Source organism: Pseudocolwellia sp. G5-9 (assembly GCF_055808995.1).
This window is the reverse complement of record NZ_CM147893.1, coordinates 4,760,398-4,782,395: the sequence shown is the minus strand read 5'-3', so window position 1 is coordinate 4,782,395 and position 21,998 is coordinate 4,760,398. Positions and strand designations below refer to the sequence as shown.

Sequence of the window (21,998 nt, the reverse complement as noted above, 5' to 3'; positions counted from 1 at the left end):
CGAAAAGCGGAAGTTCGCTCTAACATACCTCTGGACAGAAACTGGTTAGAACTAATACTTAAAATCATATATTCACATTATGACAAGTATGGGTAAGTTTTCTCAGTATTAATAAATACTCGCCGTGAAACTGCTGTTTTAAAGTGTAGCAAGAGCAGTCATTGCATCTACTGGCTTTTCACCGTGATAAAATACTCGTAAAGCAAAACCCTCTCCCAGACAACCCTGCTCTGGACCCTCGCCAAAAACGATAGCCTGCCCGTTGTACCTCCAGAGATACTTATTTTTTTGTTTTAGCCTTGCCGTCTCTTTTTTGTCAGCAAGTCTTATAGGTATACCAGTGCCGATACAAATTTCGATTAACTTTTGCATGTGAATGCCTAAAGAAATATGTTTTCTGCCAAACAGTAAGTCAAACTTTAGTTCGTCGGGGATAGGTAAGTTGTAGATTGGTAAGCCGAGTGGATCCATCATACAGTTGACCAATGATGTTCTCGGACAATCAGGACTAGCACCCATACCAGCAAACCATCCTTCAAATGCCAATTGCCCTGGAGCTTTAAATCGACCTGTATCGTAGCAACCGATATACAAACAATCTTGAATCACATCAATAGCATAACCTTTTAACTCACATTGTTTACTTAAATCAATTATAGCGCTATACCATGTTCCAACATCTGTCGGTAAATCTAAAATTTTAACCGATTTTCCAGTTAAGGCATCAATCCCTTCGTCATTTGATAACGTATCTTGTAATGACTGCATTCGTTGTTTTTGGCGAAGTGTTCGCTGGACTTGTTTTTGAAAATTAACTGGTTTGTCGGAAAACTGATTTGGTACATCACTATCGTCAACTAATGTGGGCATCTCTGCTAATATTTGTAATATTTGTTTGTTAGTTTTACCCTCTTTCACTTCATAGATGTTGGTACTGCCGTCTTTTTTAATGTGGTAAATATCACCTACCTGAATGAAGGTCGTTAAGTCTGAAATCAATGCTATAGAATCAGGGTCTTGTATGTGACATTGTTCAACAGTAAGAAGAACTGATTCAATGTTTGATTCTTGAAGCGTTGGCGGCTGCTGTGCCATAAAAAACCGCTTTACATAGGCAAGCTCATTCTTAAAAAGCTGCCAACCAATCGCATCAGCAATCCCCATATACGCAAAACGCCGAGCATGACTGACATCATCATTTTCTATGGATAAAAGAAGTTTGTTGACCATCTTATCTTGTGCCATACGCATTCCTCGATGCGTTAAATCTATAAACTCATCAATGACGTCCTTAGATGGTTTTTGTCCATCTTCAGCTTTAAATTTTGGCCACACCGACGCAGAGTTTTTACAGGCAAGCTTATATAGTTCTTGTAATTCAGGCTCTAATATCGCGGGCAGTATCTTCGGGGTAAGTAGCTCTAGAGGAAAAATTTTTTTTCGTTTTTTATTTGCCATAACTTTCAGCCATTTTTCAGTTTTTCACTATTATAGCCTTAGAAATATTTCGCCAACAGCTGTACTGGTTGAGTTCTTTAAAATCACCTTCCTAGCAAGCAATGGGGCAGAAACGAGTTACGCGTGAAGGTCCGCTTATGGCACAAAGCGGCTATCCACTGTCAGATTTGATTCAGCCCTAAAAATCAAATCTGACAGTTCAAGTTAAGACTTATTCAATTTAACGTATGTAGACTTAAGTCATTTGGCACAAGTAACTTACAACCTAAAACTCAACTTAAAGTTCAGTGCAATCGCCTGTTTAAAAGCGCTTAACTTGTTGCTTTATTTATTAACGTAAAGCACTCAAGTTGGCTTGTACGAGTCGTTGTAAATTCACTATATGGCACTTTAGGGAAAATGTTTGACGTTAACGTTGTTAAACCTTTTTCAGTAAATACTTCTACTGACGATTGGTCGATAATAATTGAACATTCAATTGTGTTTTCATCTGTCATTTTTAAAGGTGCTGTAGCCACACGCCCGAAGTCTTTCTCAATCCAACCCGACTGTGTTCTATCAAGTTGAATTTCATTGTTTTCGGCAACATAACTTATAACTAATTTTTCATCTTCTGAATTGAAAAACGTTATGCTGTTATCACCTAACGACTTATCAAATTTCCATACTACTTCATAAGCGCATGACTCAGGCAGCGTATTAGCGTCAGTTAAAGAAAATGCAGCTTTTAACGAAGTAATATCATCGCTCGGTAAGTTTGCTAACATTATGCCCTTGCTTGAATTAACTAGAGTTAATTCTCTCGGTAAGGTCATGCCACCACGCCATGGGTTTGTCGGTAAATCGTTAGCGTATACCCAGTTAGACATCCACGCGATAAAAATGCGTTTATTGCTTGTTGGTTGTAATCCATCCCAAGTAACGCCAGCATAATTGTCTGGTCCGTAATCTAACCAGCGAGTTTCTGTATGATCAGAAATAAACTGTTTACCGTCAAACTCACCAATAAAATATTGAGTTCCAGTTCCACCATTAGGACCCGCAGGATCTAAACTAACAATTAACACCCATTTAGTTATTCCGCATGGTGTTGTTAATGGGAATAAATCTGGACATTCCCAAACACGCCCGTGCGTTCCGTGACCTTCTCCAAACTTACTGGCAAAGGTCCAATCAATTAAATTTGATGAAACATAAAAATAAATAAAATGTTCAACGGCTAATGCCATAACCCATTGGCTATTTTCTTCATCCCAAATAACTTTAGGATCACGAAAGTCTTTTAAACCCGGGTTAGCTATAACAGGGTTATTAGCATATTCAACCCAAGTATCTCCGCCATCTTGACTATAAGCAAGGCTTTGTACTTGCACTTCATCTTTTGAGTGATGAGTAAAAGTAGCAACTAACGGCGGTACAGTTCCATTACCTAAGCCACTGGTATTATTAACATCAACAATAGCGCCACCAGAAAACACATAGCCTAGGCCATCAGGATCAGCATAAATTGCGATATCTTTTTCTTGCCAATTAACTAAGTCTGTCGATTGAGCATGGCCCCAATGCATATTGCCATGCTTATCGCCGGTTGGGTTATATTGAAAAAACAGATGGTACATATCATTAAAATACACCATACCATTGGGATCATTTAGCCAATTTTTTTCTGGTGTAAAGTGAATAAATGGACGCCACTGTTTCGTCATCATTGTTTCTGTATTTTTCATAACTCTCCAGAGAGGTAATTTACGTATGATGTAATTTACCTTAAAAATTTATTTTTGTCTAACGTTAGACATTATAAATTATAATTGCTAATCTAATCCAATAGAAATTTGTTTAAACGGTTTAAATAAATAATCGCTGAAAGATAATTTTAGCTTGATATACTTGCAGAAACTTCACCTTAATATGATTAAACGTATGAATTCAATCAAAGATGTAGCAGCACTTGCAGGTGTTTCAGTTAAAACCGTATCGCGAATTTTAAACGGCTATGAAGGCGTTAGCCCTAAAACAGCTGAGAAAGTAGATAAAGCCATGAAGGAATTAGAATACTACCCTTCAGCGGCGGCTCAGGCTTTAAAAGGTGTGGGCGCAGGTATTGTGAGTTTAATTACCGATAGCTTAACAACAACGCCTTATTCATACGGCATTGTTGCCGGTATACAAGACATTTGTGAAAAGAACGGCCTACTACTAATGATAGGTGAAACCGGCGGTAACATGGCTAACTTTTCTAAACTTGTTGATGACTTTAGAAGACAACGAGCACAAGCAATTATTCTTGCGACGGTTTACCACAGAGAAGTAGAAATAACGCAAGCGTTCAAACAATGCCCACTTATTTTAGTGAACTGTTTCGAAAAAAATACCACGCATCCTACTATTTTGCCGGATGATGAAAAAGGTGCTTTTGATGCAACGTCACATCTCATAAGTAAAGGTCATACGAGAATTGCATCGTTAACGCTTTTTGAAGAAATGGTAGCAACTAATTTACGTTTACAAGGTTATAAAACGGCTCATAAAGAACATAACATTGAGATTGATAATGACTTAATTCGCCGTGGTGTTTTTAGAGATGACAACGACGAATTTGTAGATTTAGAAGATGTTTTAAGAGAGTTAATGGCATTACCAAACCCACCTACTGCAATTATGTGTGGTAACGACAAAATGGCAATGCGTGTATTTATGCTAGTTAGAGGAGTAATGGGCTACAAAATACCAGAGCAAATATCTATTGTTGGATACGATAACTATAAAATGATCGCCGAAAACTTAGTGCCAAAACTAAGTACTGTAACACTACCTTATTTTAGCATGGGTCAGTTAGCAGCAAAATTAGCAATATCAGAAGATCAAACGGCAGAAACACATAAGGTTAGCGGCGAATTTGTTGAGCGGCTATCCATTTTAAATAAGCATAATTAATGTAAAACAGGGGAAAAATGAACACTTCAAATAACACTAAATACTGGCTGCTGAGTTGCGCCCTCTTTTCATTTTTCCTCACATGGTCTTTTGGCTTTTCATTATTTCCTATTTGGTTAAATCAAACCATAGGATTAACCGGCGAACAAACCGGCATTATTTTTAGTATTAGTGCACTCGCTGCATTAGCCGTTATGCCTTGCTACGGCTTTATACAGGACAAACTGGGCTTAGGTAAAGGCTTATTATTTACAGTAGGTGCATTACTCTTTTTATCAGGCCCCTTCTTTATTTTCATTTACGGCCCGTTACTTATTAGCAACTTCTACTTGGGTGCTATTTTAGGTGCAATATTTTTTAGTGCCGCCTTTTCTGCAGGTGTGGGTGCTGTTGAAACCTATGTTGAACGCGTTAGCCGAGCAGCCGACTTTGAATACGGTAGAGCAAGAATGTGGGGGTCATTAGGTTGGGCCACAGCGACTTTCTTTGCTGGTTACTTGTTTAATTTAGATCCCTCATACAACTTTATTTTAGCCAGCATATCCGCTTGTATATTTTTAGTGTCTATAGCGCTGTTAAATAGTGATGAACTTAAAAATGATAAGTTAGATGTTGATAATACAGTGGCTAAAGACAATGAAGTTAATTTTAAAGATGCTGTAAAAATTCTTACCCTAAAAGAGTTTTGGGGATTCGCCACTTTTATTATGGGCGTGTCGTGTGTGTACGGCGTTTACGACCAACAATTTCCTATCTACTTCTCGTCTTTATTTCCTACTCAAGACGAAGGTAACGCTATGTATGGTTATTTAAATTCCTTCCAAGTATTTCTTGAAGCTGGAGGGATGTTTTTAGCGCCGTTTATTGTTAACAAAATTGGCGCTAAGAATGGCTTATTATTAAGTGGTGTTATTATGGCAATGCGTATTGTAGGTTCAGGCTATGCTGACGACACAGTAACCATCTCAATTATGAAATTACTCCATGCTGCAGAATTACCTATTATGTTAGTAGCCATCTTTAAGTATATTTCTATTACATTTGACAATAAGTATTCTGCAACAATTTATATTGTTGGCTTTCAGTTTATGTCGCAAGTGATTGCGAGTGGCCTTTCGGTTGTGGTTGGCGCAATGTACGATAGCATTGGCTTTCCGGAGACTTATAAGATTTTAGGTGCCATAGTCAGTACTTTTGTAGTGATTTCATATTTTTCACTAGGAAAAAGTAATCATGCTAAAAAATCATCACCCCAAGTCCAGACGTAGTTGATATTTGTGCCGTGTTAACACTGTAGCCATCATTGTGGTAATGACCTCATCCCACTCGTTCTCTTTTTTGTTGATAACTACCAATTGCTTTTATCGGGATATCAATTAAATGAGAATGTTTGATTTGACCTCTAGCTTTCGCCCAATTAGCTACAGCTTTAAATCGTTTTAAAACACTACCTGCATTAGCCGAACTGGACTCCTTTTTAACCCAATCAAAGTAAGCGATCCAATCGATATCTATATCGTTCAATATCAATGTTTTGATAAGGTGTGACATATTTATAAAAAGTAGATTTATATAATGTTTGTGTTTTAGGCCGCAATTCTGTCATAACATACTTAATCATGAATGCTTCACACATATCATCAAATACACTATGGCTTAGCCTTTCATGTTGTACTGCCCTTAGGTCTAGACCTTCATCTAAATTCTGTCGATATTTATTAACTTTTTTCTGGCATCAATTAATTTCAAGCCTAGATACCTACCAAGTTTAATTCTTTGTTGCTTACCTTCCCATCTAAAGCGATAATTGAAAGTTATTAGTGTTTTAGGACTGACTCTTACGGATAAACCATCTCTATCGGCTAGTTCAGCTTCTCCATTATATGGTGCTTTTATTTTTCGTAATTTGGTATCGGACAGTGCCATTATGATATTGGGTCACAAACTAAATTAATTTGATGCACTAAAAATATTATCACAGTGAAACAACAAAATCGGTGTAACCCACAAGAATAAAGAGATAAACATGCAAGACAGAACATCTCAGAACAACACAGCACAGGCGACGATTCTCTGGCACGATTATGAAACGTGGGGGATTTCTCCCAAGTTAGATAAACCTTCTCAATTTGCGGGTATTCGCACTGATTACGATTTAAATATTGTTGGCGAGCCAGAGATGTTTTATTGCCAACCTCCTCAAGATTACTTGCCTCATCCTGAAGCCTGTTTAGTTACAGGTATTACGCCGCAAAAAGCGTTACAAGAAGGGTTAACTGAAGCTGAATTTGCCGATCGTATTCATACCTTATTTACGCAACCTAATACCTGTGTTGCTGGCTATAACAATATTCGTTTTGATGATGAAGTGACTCGTTATTTACTTTACCGTAATTTTTACGACCCATACGCGCGTGAGTGGCAAAATGGTAATAGCCGTTGGGATATTATTGATATGGTTAGAGCTTGCTACGCGCTAAGACCTGAAGGTATTGAATGGCCAGTTAACGACGATGGTGTAGTTAGCTTTAGGTTAGAACTATTAACCAAAGCCAATGGTATTAGTCACGAAGCAGCCCATGATGCTATGAGCGATGTGTATGCAACCATTGCGATGGCTAAACTCATTAAAGAAAAACAACCTAAGCTTTACGATTTTATTTTTAATTTAAAAAATAAAAAACAAGTGTTAGAACTGATTGATGTATACAACATGACACCTATTGTTCATACATCAAGTAAGGTTTCTTCAGCTCATGGTTGCACAAGTTGGTTCGCCCCCATCAGTTATCACCCCACTAATAAAAATGCAGTTATCGCGATAGATCTAGCCAGAGATCCACAGCCTTTATTCGATCTAACCAGCGAACAAATTAAAGAACGTTTATACACCCGACACGATGAGTTACAAGAAGGTGAATTACCTATTCCTGTTAAACTTATTCATGTAAATAAGTGTCCTATTGTCGCTCCGGCTAAAACATTATTACCTGAAAATGCAGCAAGGTTAGATATTCCACGTGAGACATGTTTAGCGAATTTAGCCAAACTTAAGAAAAACACTGAGATTCGAGACAAACTTACCGATGTGTTTGCACAAAGTTATGATAACGATACTGTTGTAGACGCTGAGCAATCATTATACGGGGGAAGTTTCTTTTCTCATGGCGATAAAGCGCAAATGGAAATTCTTCATCAAATTAGCCCAGAACAATTAGCTAGCCACCCTTTTGAGTTTCAAGACACCCGGTTACCGACTTTATTATTTAGATATAGAGCAAGAAACTACCCATATACCTTATCAAGCGATGAGCAATATAAATGGAAGAATTATTGCGAGAATAAACTACAATATGGTGAAGCAGGTTTATTAAGTGTTGATGAATTTATCATGAAAATTGAAAATTTAGCCCTTGAACATGAAAACAATCCTGAAAAAATGAAAGTGTTAAAAGCACTGTATCAATACGTTCAAGCGGGTTAGTTATTTTATAATTCGCATGGGTAAGTTAAAGGAAGTCAAACAATGCATACTCGAATTTATCAATTTACTGCCGACAATTACCGCGGTGAAAAGGTTGAGTTGTCACAATACGTCGGAAAAGTCGTATTAATTGTAAATACCGCCAGCGAGTGTGGTTTTACCGATCAATATAAAGGTTTACAGGCGTTATACGAACAATATAACGAGCAAGGATTAGAGATATTAGCTTTTCCTTGTAATCAGTTTAAACAACAAGAAAAAGGCAGCAACGCCGACATAAAAGCGTTTTGCGATTTACAGTTTAATATTAAATTTGATTTATTCAGTAAAATTGACGTGAACGGACCAAACGCCCATCCCCTTTACAAGTTTTTAAAAACACAAGCACCTGGAATTCTAGGCACTGAAAGTATTAAATGGAATTTCACAAAGTTTTTAATTAATAAAGAAGGGGAAGTCGTTAAGCGATTTGCAGCTATAACTAAACCTTATAAACTAGAATCAGCTATCAAAAGCTTGTTGTAAGTCATATTTTTTGTATGTCTTTTATGCAAAGCAAAAAATATTACAATATTCTTTTTCACTCACTCTTCTATTAATTTCTTTTTAATGAAGTACTTAAAGTTTTATAGATTTAATTACTTCATATAATCGCTGTTTATACTAAATTTATATAATATTTTTCCACCTAGCTTCTACACTTAAAATTAATAAACACCGTAGTTGAGGTATATTATGAGTGCCGTTTGGACAAAGCATGCCGATGAGCTTTTGAATTTAATGAATGAACAAAAATACCTCCAACAACTTTTATCATTCCCTTTAGATATTCAAGATAAAATTATTGAAGATATTAGCAGCTCTCCCCTTTGCACAAAGGAAGAAATAGTCAATATTATGACTTACTATACTATGTTAGAGCGCAATAGAATTCATTAAAATTAAGTCGATAATTGTTGAATACGAAGTGAAGCAATTTCATCTCTAGCTTTAGCAGCAAGTTCAAACTCTAGGTTTTGGGCATGTTTGATCATTTCAGCTTCAAGTTGCTTAATTTTGTCGTCTATCTCTTTAGTCGACATTATTTTGTAAGACGCGTGTTCTTCTGCGACTTTTCGTAACTCGACTCGACTCGTGCCATTTCCTAGGCCCATTACATCAGATATTTTACGTTTTACGCCTGTAGGTGTAATACCATGGTCAATATTATATTGATGTTGAATAGCGCGTCTTCTTTCGGTTTCATCAATGGCTTTTTTCATAGAGCCAGTAATACGTCCTGCATATAAAATAGCTCTACCATTAATATTACGAGCTGCGCGTCCTATGGTTTGAATAAGTGAGCGTTCAGAGCGTAAAAAGCCTTCTTTATCGGCATCTAAAATGGCAACAAGCGACACTTCAGGCATATCTAAACCTTCACGTAGTAAGTTGATACCTACAAGTACGTCAAATTTTCCTAATCTAAAATCTCTTATAATTTCAACACGTTCTACAGTATCTACATCAGAATGTAGGTAACGAGTTTTTATACCGTGTTCATCTAAATAGTCGGTTAAATCTTCTGCCATACGCTTAGTTAACGTGGTGGCAAGTACCCTTTCTTCAATAACAATACGCTTACGAATTTCAGATAGTAAATCATCAACTTGTGTTTCAACGGGCCTTACTTCAATAACAGGATCGAGTAAACCTGTAGGCCTTACCACTTGCTGTGCAATATCATCACCCGACTTTTCAACTTCGTAATGACTCGGCGTTGCTGAAACATAAATAGTTTGAGGTGCTAAGGCTTCAAACTCTTCAAATTTCATCGGTCTATTATCTAAAGCAGACGGCAACCTAAAGCCATATTCAACTAAGTTTTCTTTTCTTGATCTATCGCCTTTATACATGGCTCCTATTTGAGGAACCGTAACATGGGATTCATCAATAATAAGTAAGCCGTCGTTCGGTAAGTAATCGAATAACGTGGGTGGCGCTTCACCTGTTCCTCTGCCTGAGAGGTACCGTGAATAGTTTTCGATACCTGAGCAATAACCTAACTCTGTCATCATTTCGATATCGAATTGCGTACGTTGAACAATGCGTTGTTCTTCAACTAACTTGTTATTTTCTTTGAGTTGCGCAGATCTGTCTTTTAGCTCAATTTTAATATTTTCAACCGCGGCTAATATTTTCTCACGAGGCGTTGCGTAATGAGTTTTAGGGTAAATAGTGACTCGCGGCAAGGTTCGCTCTATTTGACCTGTAAGTGGGTCAAACTGCCTTATTTGTTCAATTTCTTCATCAAACAATTCAATACGTATGGCAAGCCTGTCAGATTCAGCAGGAAATACATCAATAACATCGCCACGTACACGATAAGTTGCTCGCTGAAAGGCTACGTCGTTACGTGTGTATTGCAATTCTGCTAAACGTCTTAATATATCTCGTTGATTAATAATATCGCCTTGGCTAATGTGCAACATCATTTTTAAGTAGGAGTCGGGATCACCCAAACCATAAATAGCAGAAACAGAAGCAACAATAATAACGTCTCTACGCTCTAGCAAAGCTTTAGTTGCTGATAAACGCATTTGTTCAATATGTTCGTTTACCGAAGCGTCTTTTTCAATAAACGTATCGGTTGTTGGTACATAGGCTTCAGGCTGGTAATAATCGTAATAAGAAACAAAGTACTCAACGGCATTATTCGGGAAAAACTCTTTCATTTCTCCATATAACTGCGCTGCAAGTGTTTTGTTAGGCGCCAGCATCATAGTAGGACGATTAAGCTTAGCAATAACATTAGCAATGGTATACGTTTTACCTGAGCCGGTAACACCTAATAAGGTTTGATGTGCTAAGCCTGATTCAATACCATCAAGCAGCTTTGCAATCGCCGTAGGTTGATCGCCACTGGGTGTGTAGTTAGATACCAGTTCCATATCTTTCATCATTAGGTTGACACCTCTTTTGATTCAATATTAAAAGCATCGGTTGTAAATTGCCTACTAAATAAGCAGTAAGAGATAAACGCCATTAATAAATTACCAATAACCCCACCCACAAAGAAACCTGTTAAACCGTATAAATAACTGCCTAAATAAGCGATAGGTACATAACACACAAATAAACGAACAATACTCAAAGCTAAAGCTACCATAGGCTTATGCAAAGCATTAAAAGACGAATTGGTTAAAATAATGATACCTTGAAAACCGTACCCTAAAGGTAATATCCAAATAAATAACTCGATAAGCTCAGCAACTTTTTCTTCTTTCGCAAAGGTATGACTGATGTAAGGCGCAATAAGTATAAGTACAAGGTAAATAAGTACCTGCCACGCTAATACAAATTTAACGGTAGATTTATAGCTTTCTTTCACCCTATTCATATTTGATGCACCAAAGTTTTGGCTAATAAATGGGGGTAATGTCATTGATAAAGCCAGCACCACTAAGCAAGCAATTGACTCAATTCTTGAACCTACGCCAAATGCAGCAACAGCAGAGTCTCCAAAGGTTGCCGCTATTGCAGTTAAAACAGCCGTTGCAATTGGCGTTAACATATTAGCACCCGCCGCTGGTAAACCAATGTTTAAAATTTCTTTACATGAGGCTATAAATTCATTTAATGGGATTAATGTCGCATGTATTAGGTTTTTCTTACGGATAAGAATATAAAGTACTAAAGCAGTACTAAGTATCCATGAAATAAAAGTCGCAATAGCCGCGCCTTCTACTCCTAATGCAGGAACAGGCCCAAAACCAAAAATTAAAATAGGATCTAATACCGCATTAATTAAGCCTGCGCTTCCCATAATTATACTGGGAGTTTTTGTGTCGCCAGCAGAGCGTAATATAGCATTACCAATCATAGGTCCAATTAAACAAACGCTGCCTAAAAACCATACGTCCATATATTCATGAATAAGCGGCAATAAGTCATTACTTGCGCCTAATAATAAAAAGATTTCATCAATAAATATATAACCAACATAAGACAATAGCCCAACAATAACAGCGGTCATGTACATAGCCGATGTAGCTAAATTTTTTGCCAATGCATGATTACCTTTACCTAAAGCTTTACCAATAACGGCAGAGGTTCCTATACCTAAACCAATGGTTAAACTAATAACCGTAAAAGTGATAGGAAAAGTAAAGCTTATTGCTGCTAGAGGCTGAGTCCCCAATAAACCAACAAAAAAGGTATCTACAAGGTTGAAAGTCATTAAAAGGATCATTCCGTATATCATAGGAACAGTCATTTTTTTTAATGTTTGAGGCACGGGATCTTTTAATAGGTCAATTTGATTTTTTTTTACAGATGTAGTCATTAAAAGTTTAAAACCCGTGGTATAAAAAGCGGAAGAACTTGTATTGTAAAAGATAGCTCTAAGAGTCGCTATGCTTAAATTTTATTTCTCCTCTTTAATTTGAAAATAAATGTAAACAAGTTACCTATTAAAAAAATACAGATAATATTTGCAATATTTGAATTGCATAAAAATTCACAGGCAATTGTATAAAATGCCAACTTTGCACAAAAAACAAACCGAGACGTTCATTTTAACACCAAAAACACACTAACAACCTGTTTTAAATAGATTAATTTATTTTATATGAAAAAGATTGACTTCGCTCTACCCACTATTCTTATGTTTTAACTACCTCTATCTACACTTTAATGCACATAGTTATCCACAGCATTAGTGGATAACTGTAATCAAATAACGTAATAAATTAACATGCCTAAATTTACAACAAAAATAGCTCTTAAAGCTCCCAATTTGCCTGCAAAACAAGCAAACAAACAAATATTTAAATTTTTTAGAATTTTATATTGACAGTTCATCACGTGGCCTTTAATATTCCGCCCCGTTAACCAAGTTGGTTAGCAAACAATTCCTCAATAGCTCAGTTGGTAGAGCAACGGACTGTTAATCCGTTTGTCCCTGGTTCAAGTCCAGGTTGAGGAGCCAAATTTTAGTAATGGCTTTTAAAGCGGTTACGTTAGTAGTAAAGAACAATTCCTCAATAGCTCAATTGGTAGAGCAACGGACTGTGCTATTTATTAGAACAGCGTTTGCTTCCTGATTCTAGAACAGGTTGAGGAGCCAAATTTTAGTAAGTGCTTTTAAAGCGGTTACGTTAGTAGTAAAGAACAATTCCTCAATAGCTCAGTTGGTAGAGCAACGGACTGTTAATCCGTTTGTCCCTGGTTCAAGTCCAGGTTGAGGAGCCACATTTTAGTAAGTGCTTTTAAAGCGGTTACGTTAGTAGTAAAGAACAATTCCTCAATAGCTCAGTTGGTAGAGCAACGGACTGTTAATCCGTTTGTCCCTGGTTCAAGTCCAGGTTGAGGAGCCACATTAAAAAACCTGCTTTTAGCAGGTTTTTTTTCGTCTTTAATTTATATTTTGATATAAATCCAAGACGAAAAAAAACCAATGAAGATCATTGGTTTAATTTATCTATCATCGGTTATAACTAATGATGATGACCACCTACTCCGTGAGCATGGCCATGCTTAACTTCGTCTTCAGTCGCTTCTCTTACATCAACTACTTCTAAATCAAACGTTAATACTTTACCCGCTAATGGTGGGTTAATATCAACCGTCACCATAAATTTGCCTACTTTAACTACAGTAACTTGACGTTGACCTTGTTCCGTTTGAACAACAGCTGTCATGCCTGCTTTCCATTTTGCTGCACCTTGTAAATGTTTTACAGGGATACGTTGGATCATATCTTCTTGACGCTCGCCATAAGCTTCATCAGGTTGTAATGTGACGGAAAACTTATCGCCAGCTTCTTTACCCGCTAAAGCGTTTTCAAGACCCACTAACGTGTTATTAGCACCGTGTAGATAAGCCATTGGATCATTGTCATACGACGACTCAATTTCGGTACCGTCTTCTTCTTTTAATACATAGTGAAACTGAACAACTGTTTTTTCTGCTATTTTCATTTTTTACCTATTTATTTTGATTAACGCTAATTTTAATGGCGCTATATTACAATATTTTATGCCCATAACAGTAAAATAAATACACTTAATAGAATTAAAAACATTCCTAAGTATTCCATTTTACTAATTGATTCTTTAAATATTCGATAAGTAATAAAAAGTGTAATAAAGAATTCAACTTGACCCAACGCCTTAACATAAGCAGTATCTTGATAACTTGTCGCTGTATACCAACCAATAGAACCAATAACACTGGTTAACCCAACAAAGGCGCACACACGCCAATGTTTAAGCATTAAAATAATCTGTGATGTATTCTGAACAGCAACATATGCCACAGATACAACAGATTGTACTGTTACCATAAACACTAAAGTCACAGCAGCGCTCACCATTAAGTCAGTATTCAAAGCTAAACTCGATTCTCGTACCAATAGCATTGTAATAGCTAACCCTAAGCCAGAAGCTAAACCAAAACCAGCGCCAGGGTTTCTCAATAAATCGTCATAAGTAAATTTAACTTTTGATACAATAAGGACACCAATTACACCTATTACAACAGATACCCAGCCCCAAAAACTTAACGAAGCTGAAAAAACAGTAGCGCCAATAATAGCGACTTGAACAGCTTCAGTATGAGATAAACTCGTTGCGACTGAAAAATTTCTGTATCTAAAGGCGGTAACTAAGCAGGCTGTCCCTACTATTTGAGCCACACTAGCCAATAATGCGAATTGTATAAATGAGGCATTCAGTTCTGGAATTTCAACCGTTTTATAATCAAGTAACCACCATAAGTAACCCCAAGCAAAGGGTAAAGCAAAAACATACCTAACCGATGTAGTTGCCATAGAACTTAAGTGGCCTGATAATTTTTTCTGACCGGCGGTTCTTAGTGCCTGCATAAATGCAGCAAGTAAGGTGAAATAGATCCAGATTTCCAAAGTTTTTCCAAATATAATTAATCTACGCCATATGAAACAGCATACGTAAACGGGCGAGCATTATAGGTAAAATGCCATCACAAAACTATGCTAGTACTTATTGAAAATTCCTTTACTTACAAAAAAATCGTTTGATTAGCCGCAAAAATAAAATAATTTTTTCTTTAAGTTCGGGATATTTTTCACATAAAATAAAAAAAGCGTTACACTTAACATATTGAAATTGATAAAGTAGTTTATGGCTAAAAAACGTTCATACAAACACACAAACAATGCCTTAATACTTACAGGTGGTGGTGCAAGAGCCGCATATCAAGTTGGGGTGTTGTCTGCTATTGCCCAATTTATCCCCCGTAATCATGGTTGCCCTTTCCCTATTATTAGTGGTACGTCGGCCGGTGCAATAAACACCACAGCGTTAGCCTGTTATGCTTCTTGTTTTCAATTAGGGGTTAAAAAACTTGAATGGGTTTGGAAAAACTTAAACACAAATCGCATTTATCACGGAGATCCATACAGAGTATTTAGTCATATAGCTAAAGGGATATTTGGTAGTTTTCAAGCAGACTACGCTAGCCGTCCTGCCAGAAGCTTGCTTAACAATGATCCGTTACGTCAACTGCTGAATGAGGTTATCGATTTTAAACGAATAGATAATAATATTTTAAAAGGTTATTTATCTGCCGTTTCTATTACAGCATCTAGCTATAACACGGGCGATTCAATCAGTTTTTATCAATCTGAAGAACATATTTCACCTTGGTTTAGAGCAAACCGAAGAGGCGAACCAACTCAAATTAATAGCGAACATTTGATGGCATCTGCTGCTATTCCTATGGTTTTCCCTTCAATTAATATTAAACGACAACACTTTGGTGATGGTTCTATTCATCAATTATCTCCGTTGAGCCCTGCTATTCATTTAGGAGCTGAACGTATATTTATTGTGGGCGTAGAACAACCAACAGAACCGGTATATGCTAATGAAAACAATCCTCACCCACCAACCGCATCAAGTGTAGCCGGTCATTTACTTGATTCAATATTCTCAGATACCTTACAAAGCGATATAGAAAGAGCTCAACGTATTAACGAAACCATCGCCTTAATCCCTGAAGATGTACGTAAAGAAAAATCAGGATTAAAAAAAATAGATACATTATTACTTAATCCTACCCACGATTTTAATGCCATGGCAGTAGAATATTTTGATGAGTTACCCCTTTCTATTAAAATATTATTACGTTCAATCGGGATCACTAACGATTCAGAATCAAGTATTATCAGTTATTTATTATTCGAAAAAAATTACTGTAAACAGCTCATTAAATTAGGTTTTGAAGATGCAATGGAAAAGGAAGCATCAATTAGAAGCTTCCTTAATTTATAACGCTATTATCTCCCCTCTTGAATAAAGCGCTCAGTTAATTCAACTCGGCGAGGTTTACCTCTTACAATTAACGTGTCTTGGTTTTGTAATACAATATTATCATCAGGCTCTTCTGTTTCGACTTCACCACGTTTAAGCGCAACTATAATCATGTGTGAATTACCTTGCTTTAATTCTGCTATAGAATGCCCTACAGCATATGAATCATTCGTTAACTGTATTGCATGAGCAAATTCAATACGTTCAATCGCTTCTGGACTCATATCTGTATGTTCACCTTGGTAGAAGCCATGTAAATGATTGTAATGATTATTACGTTCTTTTTGTACGCGTTTGAAAATTCGTGAGAATGGTACACCTGTTAACGATAATACTTGAGAAACCAACATTAAGCTTCCCTCTAAAATTTCAGGTACAACTTCATTTGCCCCAGCATCTTTCAATATTTGTAATTGGTCGTCATTTCGAGTTCTTACTAAAATAGGAACATCCTTTGATAGTCGTCTTACTTTTTCAATAACGTCTAACGATTGTTTATCTTCACCAAAAGCGATAACAACTAATTTAGCCTCCGATAAATTAGCAGCATGTAACAACTCTGTTTGTCTTGAAGAACCAAATAAAACGTTCTCTCCTGCATCTCTTGATTTTGTCACACGCAAAGGGTCGATATCTATTGCAACAAAATCAATACCTTCTGGTTTTAAAAAGCGGCTAACTGTTTGCCCTACACGACCAAAACCACAAATAATAACGTGATCTTTTAACTGGCTATTATCTGGTAATGTTTCTAATTCTGTTGTATCTACTCCTTTATCTTGCGTTAGCATTAACGACCATTTGCGTGCGTTATTAATCATAAAAGGCGTTATCGCCATACTAAGAACACCAACGCCTAATAAGATTGAAGCTACATCCATAGGTAATATTTCAACTTGCGTGGCTAGAGCAATTAACACAAAACCAAATTCGCCCATTTGCGCTAACATAAAACCTGAAGCCCAACCGTCTTTAGGCAATTCTCCTGCTTTAACCGCTAAAAACCTTATAACGCAGACTTTTACCGCCATAAAACTCAACATAACACCTAAAACAACTAAAGGTGAATTAATCAGCACATTAATATTTAGCTTCATACCTACAGTAACAAAAAACAGGCCTAATAAAATATCTCTATAAGGTCTAATGTCTGCCTCTAACTGATGCTTATATTGGCTTTCACCTAACATCATACCCGCTAAAAATGCACCTAAAGCCATAGATAAACCAAACCATAGCGTTAAAGCTGATGCTAATAAGGTGACAAGTAACGTGGTTAATACAAAGAGTTCATCTGTTCGTACTTGGGCAATTACATTAAACAAACGTGGTAATAACCACTTACCGGTAAACAGTAATACACCAACTACAAACACACCTTTTACTAGCGCAATAAGTAAGGCTAATCCCATGGAAGTATCAGAATCCATAGCAAACATAGGAATAATAATAAGAAGAGGAACTACCGCCACATCCTGAAAAAGTAAAACCGACACTGAAATTTGACCCGACTTACGTTTAGTTGCCCCAGCTTCACTTAATTGCCGGATAACAATAGCAGTAGAAGAAAGTGCCAAAACACCGCCTATTACCAGTGCACTAGGAAAAGATTGTCCTAAAGCCAAAGCAATTAAAATAAAAATAACAAGGGATATACCAACCTGTAAGCTCCCCACAGCCAATACCAACTTACGCATAGCAAGCAGTTTAGGTAATGAAAACTCCAAGCCTAAAGTAAAGAGTAGAAATACAATGCCTAATTCTGCAAAGTGTTCGTAATCAACATGATGATGTGCCCATGCAAAACCATGTTCGCCCACCAACATTCCTGTAACTAAATAGGCTAAAATAGCAGGTAGATTTAGATATCTAAATAACCAAACAATAAAAACAGCACTGGTTAAAATAGCAAGAATTTCAAAATAACCTTCCACGAAAACTCCTTAAATAATGATGAGCATGCTAAACAACAGAATATAAAAGCATAGTGTCTCATTTTACAGACATCAAAATGATTTAAAATCTATTTATAAAAAACAGCATAATAAAAGCGGCAAAACATTGCCGAATTTTACTTTGACAAAAAAATGACTGTGCAAACGACCAAAATTAAAAATTAAAAATCAAAGGGTTATACATAATAAAAAACACAATCACTTTAGGTACAGAATTTGCTAAATAATAACCATTAAAATAGAAATAGGTGGTTACATGCAAACATTAAATTTACTCGAAAGCCAAACATATGAGTATAACGCCTTTAAAATATTCGATTTAAACAATAAAGAAAATACTCAACGTAAACTTGCGCTTATGGAACAACTACAGTGCACGCTTGAACTTGACAAAATATTGAATATTTTTGCTATGGAAGCTTCAAAATATATTGCTTTTTCAGGGCTTTATTTTACCCAAGGGAATGTAAGAACGGCTATCCGAGGAAGTAAACAAGGTAAAGCAGAACGTCTGTTTGAACTTAAAATAAATAATGAATTTTTAGGTACATTAACCTACGCAATTAATAGTCCTATTAGTTTAGCCAGCTATAAAATTTTAGAGGAATTACACCAATATATTCTTCACCCACTTAACAATGCCATTAAATATAAAAATGCTATGTCGTTAGCCATGCAAGACAGCTTAACAGGCTTAGCCAATCGACGTTATTTTGACGAGCAATTAAAACGCGCTATGCATCACGCAAATCGTCAAAAACATCAGGTAGGCTTGGTGGTTGCAGACTTAAACAAATTTAAAGCAGTTAATGATACCTTTGGCCATCATGTAGGCGATGAAATACTAAAAAGTTTTGCAAAAGCTTTAGAGCTTAGTGTTCGCGATTCTGACAGTGTATTTAGATTTGGTGGTGACGAATTTGTTATTATTGTTGAAGAGGCAAGCCAAGAGTCTTTATTCATGATTGAAGCTCGCATCCAAAAAGCACTCGATACTGACGTGCTTCTTACTAAATATAATGTAGGCTGTAGCTTAGGTTATACTTTTATGAACAGAGCTGATGATGAGAAAAGCTTTTTTGAAAGAGCAGATCAAGCGTTATACCAACAAAAATTTAGTCAACCCATGTCCTTAAGTTTAGTGTAATTAGCTTTTACTTAATAAAATACAACATTAACGAGTTAAGTGAGCGCTAGCGAGCTTAACTATTCCCCCTCCTTTACCTCTTTCTTAATATCACTTTATCACCTCATTATCATCGAATGATTATGCGGCTATTTAAATAAATAACTATCTGATAAAATAGCCAAAAAATTTCAACTAAAAAGGATTTATATGAAATATTCTTGTGGGATAATCATTTCTCTATTCTTTACTCTTTTTCTTAATGTGAGCTTTGCTAAAGAAGCCAATACCGTATTAACTAAAGAAAAAATACATGTTTTTAGCCAAAAACTTAACAAAATTAATAACGAAAACATGCAAGATTTTTTAGCTGTTTTATCAAAAGCTTTTACTTTAGAGTTTAATGTTGGCTCTCGTGTACATGGTTTTATTTTGTCATTTGATAATGAAAACTTAATTTACTTTCTTAAAAAAATTGCCAACTATCCTGAAGATGAGACTGAAGTAAAAGAGATATACGATATAAAACTCACTAGCCCAACAGAAGGCGAGTTCAAAGTTATCCTTTATTCTGAAAAATATAGAAAAAAAATATGGACACATTATTTCGTTCGGTTAGAAAATAACGAAATTAAAGTCATTAAGATATTAGAAAAGGTTTAACACTTAAAGAGTAAGAGATATATCTGCTAACGCTGCTCTTTGCTCTTGTGGTGTTGCTCCTATGTATATTCGTGAATACCTAATCGCTTGAGAAAACTTAGCATCGCCGACTCTGGCTAATACTTGCTTAAAGAAATTAAGATTTAAATCAAATATTTTTACATAATGGTTAATTGCATCATCAATTGTAGGATAACGCATCCCATCAAAGTAAAAGGTTTCTTTTTCATCTATGTACTCTAATGTAACGCCGTTAACAATAAGAGGCCAAGGTTTATAGCTAACTCGACCTTTTGCTACTTCGTACATAAACCACGCACTTCTTTGAAAACCTTCAAAGGTACCACCTTCAAATCCACTATTCTCTAATTCTTCTTTCGTCCAATTTAAACCGATAGCAAGATCTTTATGATAATGCTTCATTAATTGCTGTTTAACATGTACATGAACTTGCCAAATGCTATCGACTTTAGCTGAATAAGCGAATTGATAACATTCTTTACAGCTAGGGATCTGAATTGGGATATGAGGACAATTAAATACCAGCCAATTATTATGCGGAAAACCAAACAACGAATGCTTAGGCTCTCCACAAAACCAACAAAAATGACGATATTCAAAAGGTGCTTCTGTTAAACAATAATCAACATTCATAAGTTTAAGTAACAACCGTTAACATTGAATGATTTAAATAAGAAAACGCTAGCGCTTCTTCTGTATTTTTTTGCTGTATTTTTTAGTAGCTGCTGGTTTTACTTTTTTCTTTTTAGCAATCGCTTGGTTTTTATCTTGGGTTGCTTGATAGCGGTTTTTCTTAACTGGCGCATCTAAACTTTCTTTGTATTGCGCAGGTAATGGTCTATCTATTTCATAACCTGGTGCCACTATACGCTCAAATTTACGACCAATTAGCTCTTCAATATTTTCTAAAAAGCGCTCATCTTTTGGGCTAACTAAAGAAATAGCCGTACCAGATTTACCTGCTCTACCGGTTCTACCTATACGGTGTACGTAATCTTCAGCTAAAAACGGTAAGTGAAAATTAACAACGTAAGGTAAATCGGCAATATCTAAACCTCGTGCAGCAACATCCGTTGCAACTAAAACTCTCACCTTACCTTCGGTAAACTCTTCTAGCGCTCTATTTCTAGCGCCTTGCGTTTTATCACCATGGCAAAGTGCCGCTTTAATGCCATCAAGTTTTAGCTCTTTAGCTAATAGATTTGCGCTTTCTTTTGTACCTGCAAATACCAGTACTTGTTTCCAGTTATTTACACCAATAATTTCAGATAAAAGTTCACGTTTACGCGTTTCAGACACCCAATAAACTGATTGTTTTACTTTACCTGATGTAGAATTTTGGCGAGAAACTTCTAATGTTTTAGGATTTCTTAACACTTTTTTTGCAAGTGTTTTAACCTTGTTTGAAAAGGTAGCTGAAAACATTAAGGTTTGATGTTTTTGTTTCATTGCTTCAATAAGCTTTTCAATATCAGTTAAAAACCCCATATCAAGCATACGGTCGGCTTCATCTAACACTAAATATTTAACATGCGAAAGATCAACACTACGCTCAGTTAAATGCTCAAGTAAACGACCAGGTGTTGCCACTAAAACATCGACCCCATTTTTCAACATTGTTTTTTGAGGTGGCATATTTACACCACCATAAATTACACCCGATTTAATCGGTAAAAATTGGCTGTACGTTTCAATGTTTTTGGCAACTTGTGCTGCAAGTTCACGGGTTGGCGTTAAAATTAACGCTTTAATCGTTTGACCTGTAACTTGAGTGTCGTCTTTAATATTACGACTAATCGCATCTAAAATAGGCAAACTAAAAGCAGCGGTTTTACCTGTACCCGTTTGAGCACTAGCTAATAAATCTACGCCTGTACGAATAACAGGAATAGCTTGTTGCTGTACTGGCGTTAAATTTTTATAACCACACGCCTTTACTGCTTTTAATAAATTAGCCGATAAGCCAATTGCATCAACACTCATTTTTTCACCAAATATACACTAATAATTTTCGAACACAT

Annotated in this window: 19 protein-coding genes and 3 tRNA genes; 11 read left to right on the top strand and 11 right to left on the bottom strand. The window is 36.2% G+C overall.

From position 1 onward, the window contains the following. Positions 1 to 138: 138 nt before the first annotated feature. Positions 139 to 1,458 (bottom strand): hypothetical protein, encoded by a 1,320-nt coding sequence (locus tag AC0L5Q_RS20850; protein WP_473613460.1) that lies wholly within the window; start codon positions 1,456 to 1,458, stop codon positions 139 to 141. A gap of 311 nt (positions 1,459 to 1,769) precedes the next feature. Continuing rightward, on the bottom strand, positions 1,770 to 3,185 hold the full coding sequence (locus AC0L5Q_RS20845; protein WP_473613459.1) for a glycoside hydrolase family 32 protein: 1,416 nt from the start codon (positions 3,183 to 3,185) through the stop codon (positions 1,770 to 1,772). Between the two features lie 196 nt (positions 3,186 to 3,381). Here AC0L5Q_RS20845 and AC0L5Q_RS20840 point away from each other — a divergent pair, with 196 nt between their 5' ends. Together AC0L5Q_RS20840 and AC0L5Q_RS20835 are read left to right on the top strand one after the other, a co-directional pair. Next, a complete protein-coding gene (locus AC0L5Q_RS20840) occupies positions 3,382 to 4,395 on the top strand; it encodes a LacI family DNA-binding transcriptional regulator (protein ID WP_175623871.1) in 1,014 nt (337 codons plus the stop codon). Between the two features lie 17 nt (positions 4,396 to 4,412). Then, the gene (locus AC0L5Q_RS20835; protein WP_473613458.1) at positions 4,413 to 5,663 is read left to right on the top strand and encodes an oligosaccharide MFS transporter; all 1,251 of its coding nucleotides are present in this window, start codon (positions 4,413 to 4,415) and stop codon (positions 5,661 to 5,663) included. Between the two features lie 49 nt (positions 5,664 to 5,712). On the opposite strand, the gene AC0L5Q_RS20830 is transcribed toward AC0L5Q_RS20835, so the two are convergent. Together AC0L5Q_RS20830 and AC0L5Q_RS20825 are read right to left on the bottom strand one after the other, a co-directional pair. Continuing rightward, positions 5,713 to 5,919 carry a hypothetical protein gene (locus tag AC0L5Q_RS20830; RefSeq protein ID WP_473613457.1) on the bottom strand — a complete coding sequence of 69 codons (207 nt, stop codon included), beginning with the start codon at positions 5,917 to 5,919 and terminating at the stop codon, positions 5,713 to 5,715. Positions 5,920 to 6,093: 174 nt separating this feature from the next. Beyond that, the gene (locus AC0L5Q_RS20825) at positions 6,094 to 6,321 is read right to left on the bottom strand and encodes an Arm DNA-binding domain-containing protein (RefSeq protein WP_473613456.1); all 228 of its coding nucleotides are present in this window, start codon (positions 6,319 to 6,321) and stop codon (positions 6,094 to 6,096) included. A gap of 100 nt (positions 6,322 to 6,421) precedes the next feature. On the opposite strand from AC0L5Q_RS20825, the gene sbcB reads away from it, so the two are divergent. The 3 genes from sbcB (at position 6,422) to AC0L5Q_RS20810 (ending at position 8,818) form a co-directional block, all read left to right on the top strand. Continuing rightward, positions 6,422 to 7,879 (top strand): exodeoxyribonuclease I, encoded by a 1,458-nt coding sequence (gene sbcB / locus AC0L5Q_RS20820; RefSeq protein WP_473613455.1) that lies wholly within the window; start codon positions 6,422 to 6,424, stop codon positions 7,877 to 7,879. 42 nt (positions 7,880 to 7,921) lie between these two features. Next, positions 7,922 to 8,404 carry a glutathione peroxidase gene (locus AC0L5Q_RS20815; protein WP_473613454.1) on the top strand — a complete coding sequence of 161 codons (483 nt, stop codon included), beginning with the start codon at positions 7,922 to 7,924 and terminating at the stop codon, positions 8,402 to 8,404. Between the two features lie 210 nt (positions 8,405 to 8,614). Then, positions 8,615 to 8,818 (top strand): hypothetical protein, encoded by a 204-nt coding sequence (locus AC0L5Q_RS20810; protein WP_473613453.1) that lies wholly within the window; start codon positions 8,615 to 8,617, stop codon positions 8,816 to 8,818. Positions 8,819 to 8,820: 2 nt separating this feature from the next. On the opposite strand, the gene uvrB is transcribed toward AC0L5Q_RS20810, so the two are convergent. Together uvrB and AC0L5Q_RS20800 are read right to left on the bottom strand one after the other, a co-directional pair. Beyond that, positions 8,821 to 10,821: an excinuclease ABC subunit UvrB gene (gene uvrB / locus AC0L5Q_RS20805; protein ID WP_473613452.1), complete on the bottom strand. Its 2,001-nt coding sequence runs from the start codon at positions 10,819 to 10,821 to the stop codon at positions 8,821 to 8,823. Then, positions 10,821 to 12,203, bottom strand: a complete 1,383-nt coding sequence (locus AC0L5Q_RS20800; RefSeq protein WP_473613451.1) for an MATE family efflux transporter — start codon at positions 12,201 to 12,203, stop codon at positions 10,821 to 10,823. Before AC0L5Q_RS20800 ends, uvrB begins: the two co-directional genes overlap by 1 nt. 569 nt (positions 12,204 to 12,772) lie before the next feature. Between AC0L5Q_RS20800 and AC0L5Q_RS20795 the strand changes: the two genes are divergently transcribed. The 3 genes from AC0L5Q_RS20795 to AC0L5Q_RS20785 all read left to right on the top strand — a co-directional run bounded on the left by AC0L5Q_RS20795 (position 12,773) and on the right by AC0L5Q_RS20785 (position 13,236). Next, positions 12,773 to 12,848: transfer RNA gene (locus AC0L5Q_RS20795), tRNA-Asn, on the top strand. A gap of 187 nt (positions 12,849 to 13,035) precedes the next feature. Then, positions 13,036 to 13,111: transfer RNA gene (locus AC0L5Q_RS20790), tRNA-Asn, on the top strand. A 49-nt stretch (positions 13,112 to 13,160) separates the two neighbouring features. Next, a tRNA-Asn gene (locus AC0L5Q_RS20785) sits at positions 13,161 to 13,236 on the top strand. Positions 13,237 to 13,356: 120 nt separating this feature from the next. On the opposite strand, the gene AC0L5Q_RS20780 is transcribed toward AC0L5Q_RS20785, so the two are convergent. Next, on the bottom strand, positions 13,357 to 13,839 hold the full coding sequence (locus AC0L5Q_RS20780; RefSeq protein ID WP_473613450.1) for an FKBP-type peptidyl-prolyl cis-trans isomerase: 483 nt from the start codon (positions 13,837 to 13,839) through the stop codon (positions 13,357 to 13,359). Positions 13,840 to 13,895: 56 nt separating this feature from the next. Continuing rightward, on the bottom strand, positions 13,896 to 14,783 hold the full coding sequence (locus AC0L5Q_RS20775; protein ID WP_473613449.1) for an EamA family transporter: 888 nt from the start codon (positions 14,781 to 14,783) through the stop codon (positions 13,896 to 13,898). Between the two features lie 238 nt (positions 14,784 to 15,021). Here AC0L5Q_RS20775 and AC0L5Q_RS20770 point away from each other — a divergent pair, with 238 nt between their 5' ends. Next, a complete protein-coding gene (locus AC0L5Q_RS20770; RefSeq protein WP_473613448.1) occupies positions 15,022 to 16,173 on the top strand; it encodes a patatin-like phospholipase family protein in 1,152 nt (383 codons plus the stop codon). A gap of 5 nt (positions 16,174 to 16,178) precedes the next feature. Here the strand turns inward: AC0L5Q_RS20770 and AC0L5Q_RS20765 are convergent, their stop codons facing one another. Beyond that, a complete protein-coding gene (locus AC0L5Q_RS20765) occupies positions 16,179 to 18,146 on the bottom strand; it encodes a monovalent cation:proton antiporter family protein (protein ID WP_473613447.1) in 1,968 nt (655 codons plus the stop codon). A 277-nt stretch (positions 18,147 to 18,423) separates the two neighbouring features. On the opposite strand from AC0L5Q_RS20765, the gene AC0L5Q_RS20760 reads away from it, so the two are divergent. Beyond that, positions 18,424 to 19,314, top strand: coding sequence for a GGDEF domain-containing protein (locus AC0L5Q_RS20760; protein ID WP_473613446.1), 891 nt, complete (start codon positions 18,424 to 18,426; stop codon positions 19,312 to 19,314). A gap of 189 nt (positions 19,315 to 19,503) precedes the next feature. Then, entirely contained in the window at positions 19,504 to 19,956 is a 453-nt protein-coding gene (locus AC0L5Q_RS20755) for a hypothetical protein (RefSeq protein ID WP_473613445.1), read from the top strand. Positions 19,957 to 19,959: 3 nt separating this feature from the next. On the opposite strand, the gene AC0L5Q_RS20750 is transcribed toward AC0L5Q_RS20755, so the two are convergent. Beyond that, on the bottom strand, positions 19,960 to 20,610 hold the full coding sequence (locus AC0L5Q_RS20750) for a hypothetical protein (protein WP_473613444.1): 651 nt from the start codon (positions 20,608 to 20,610) through the stop codon (positions 19,960 to 19,962). Positions 20,611 to 20,658: 48 nt separating this feature from the next. Beyond that, positions 20,659 to 21,960: a DEAD/DEAH box helicase gene (locus tag AC0L5Q_RS20745; RefSeq protein ID WP_473613443.1), complete on the bottom strand. Its 1,302-nt coding sequence runs from the start codon at positions 21,958 to 21,960 to the stop codon at positions 20,659 to 20,661. Positions 21,961 to 21,998 lie beyond the last annotated feature (38 nt).

Coding starts and splice junctions, on each gene's coding strand:
- AC0L5Q_RS20850 (WP_473613460.1), bottom strand. CDS start 1,458: ATGGCAAATAAAAAACGAAAAAAAATTTTTCCTCTAGAGCTACTTACC.
- AC0L5Q_RS20845 (WP_473613459.1), bottom strand. CDS start 3,185: ATGAAAAATACAGAAACAATGATGACGAAACAGTGGCGTCCATTTATT.
- AC0L5Q_RS20840 (WP_175623871.1), top strand. CDS start 3,382: ATGAATTCAATCAAAGATGTAGCAGCACTTGCAGGTGTTTCAGTTAAA.
- AC0L5Q_RS20835 (WP_473613458.1), top strand. CDS start 4,413: ATGAACACTTCAAATAACACTAAATACTGGCTGCTGAGTTGCGCCCTC.
- AC0L5Q_RS20825 (WP_473613456.1), bottom strand. CDS start 6,321: ATGGCACTGTCCGATACCAAATTACGAAAAATAAAAGCACCATATAAT.
- sbcB (WP_473613455.1), top strand. CDS start 6,422: ATGCAAGACAGAACATCTCAGAACAACACAGCACAGGCGACGATTCTC.
- AC0L5Q_RS20815 (WP_473613454.1), top strand. CDS start 7,922: ATGCATACTCGAATTTATCAATTTACTGCCGACAATTACCGCGGTGAA.
- AC0L5Q_RS20810 (WP_473613453.1), top strand. CDS start 8,615: ATGAGTGCCGTTTGGACAAAGCATGCCGATGAGCTTTTGAATTTAATG.
- uvrB (WP_473613452.1), bottom strand. CDS start 10,821: ATGATGAAAGATATGGAACTGGTATCTAACTACACACCCAGTGGCGAT.
- AC0L5Q_RS20800 (WP_473613451.1), bottom strand. CDS start 12,203: ATGACTACATCTGTAAAAAAAAATCAAATTGACCTATTAAAAGATCCC.
- AC0L5Q_RS20780 (WP_473613450.1), bottom strand. CDS start 13,839: ATGAAAATAGCAGAAAAAACAGTTGTTCAGTTTCACTATGTATTAAAA.
- AC0L5Q_RS20770 (WP_473613448.1), top strand. CDS start 15,022: ATGGCTAAAAAACGTTCATACAAACACACAAACAATGCCTTAATACTT.
- AC0L5Q_RS20760 (WP_473613446.1), top strand. CDS start 18,424: ATGCAAACATTAAATTTACTCGAAAGCCAAACATATGAGTATAACGCC.
- AC0L5Q_RS20755 (WP_473613445.1), top strand. CDS start 19,504: ATGAAATATTCTTGTGGGATAATCATTTCTCTATTCTTTACTCTTTTT.
- AC0L5Q_RS20750 (WP_473613444.1), bottom strand. CDS start 20,610: ATGAATGTTGATTATTGTTTAACAGAAGCACCTTTTGAATATCGTCAT.
- AC0L5Q_RS20745 (WP_473613443.1), bottom strand. CDS start 21,960: ATGAGTGTTGATGCAATTGGCTTATCGGCTAATTTATTAAAAGCAGTA.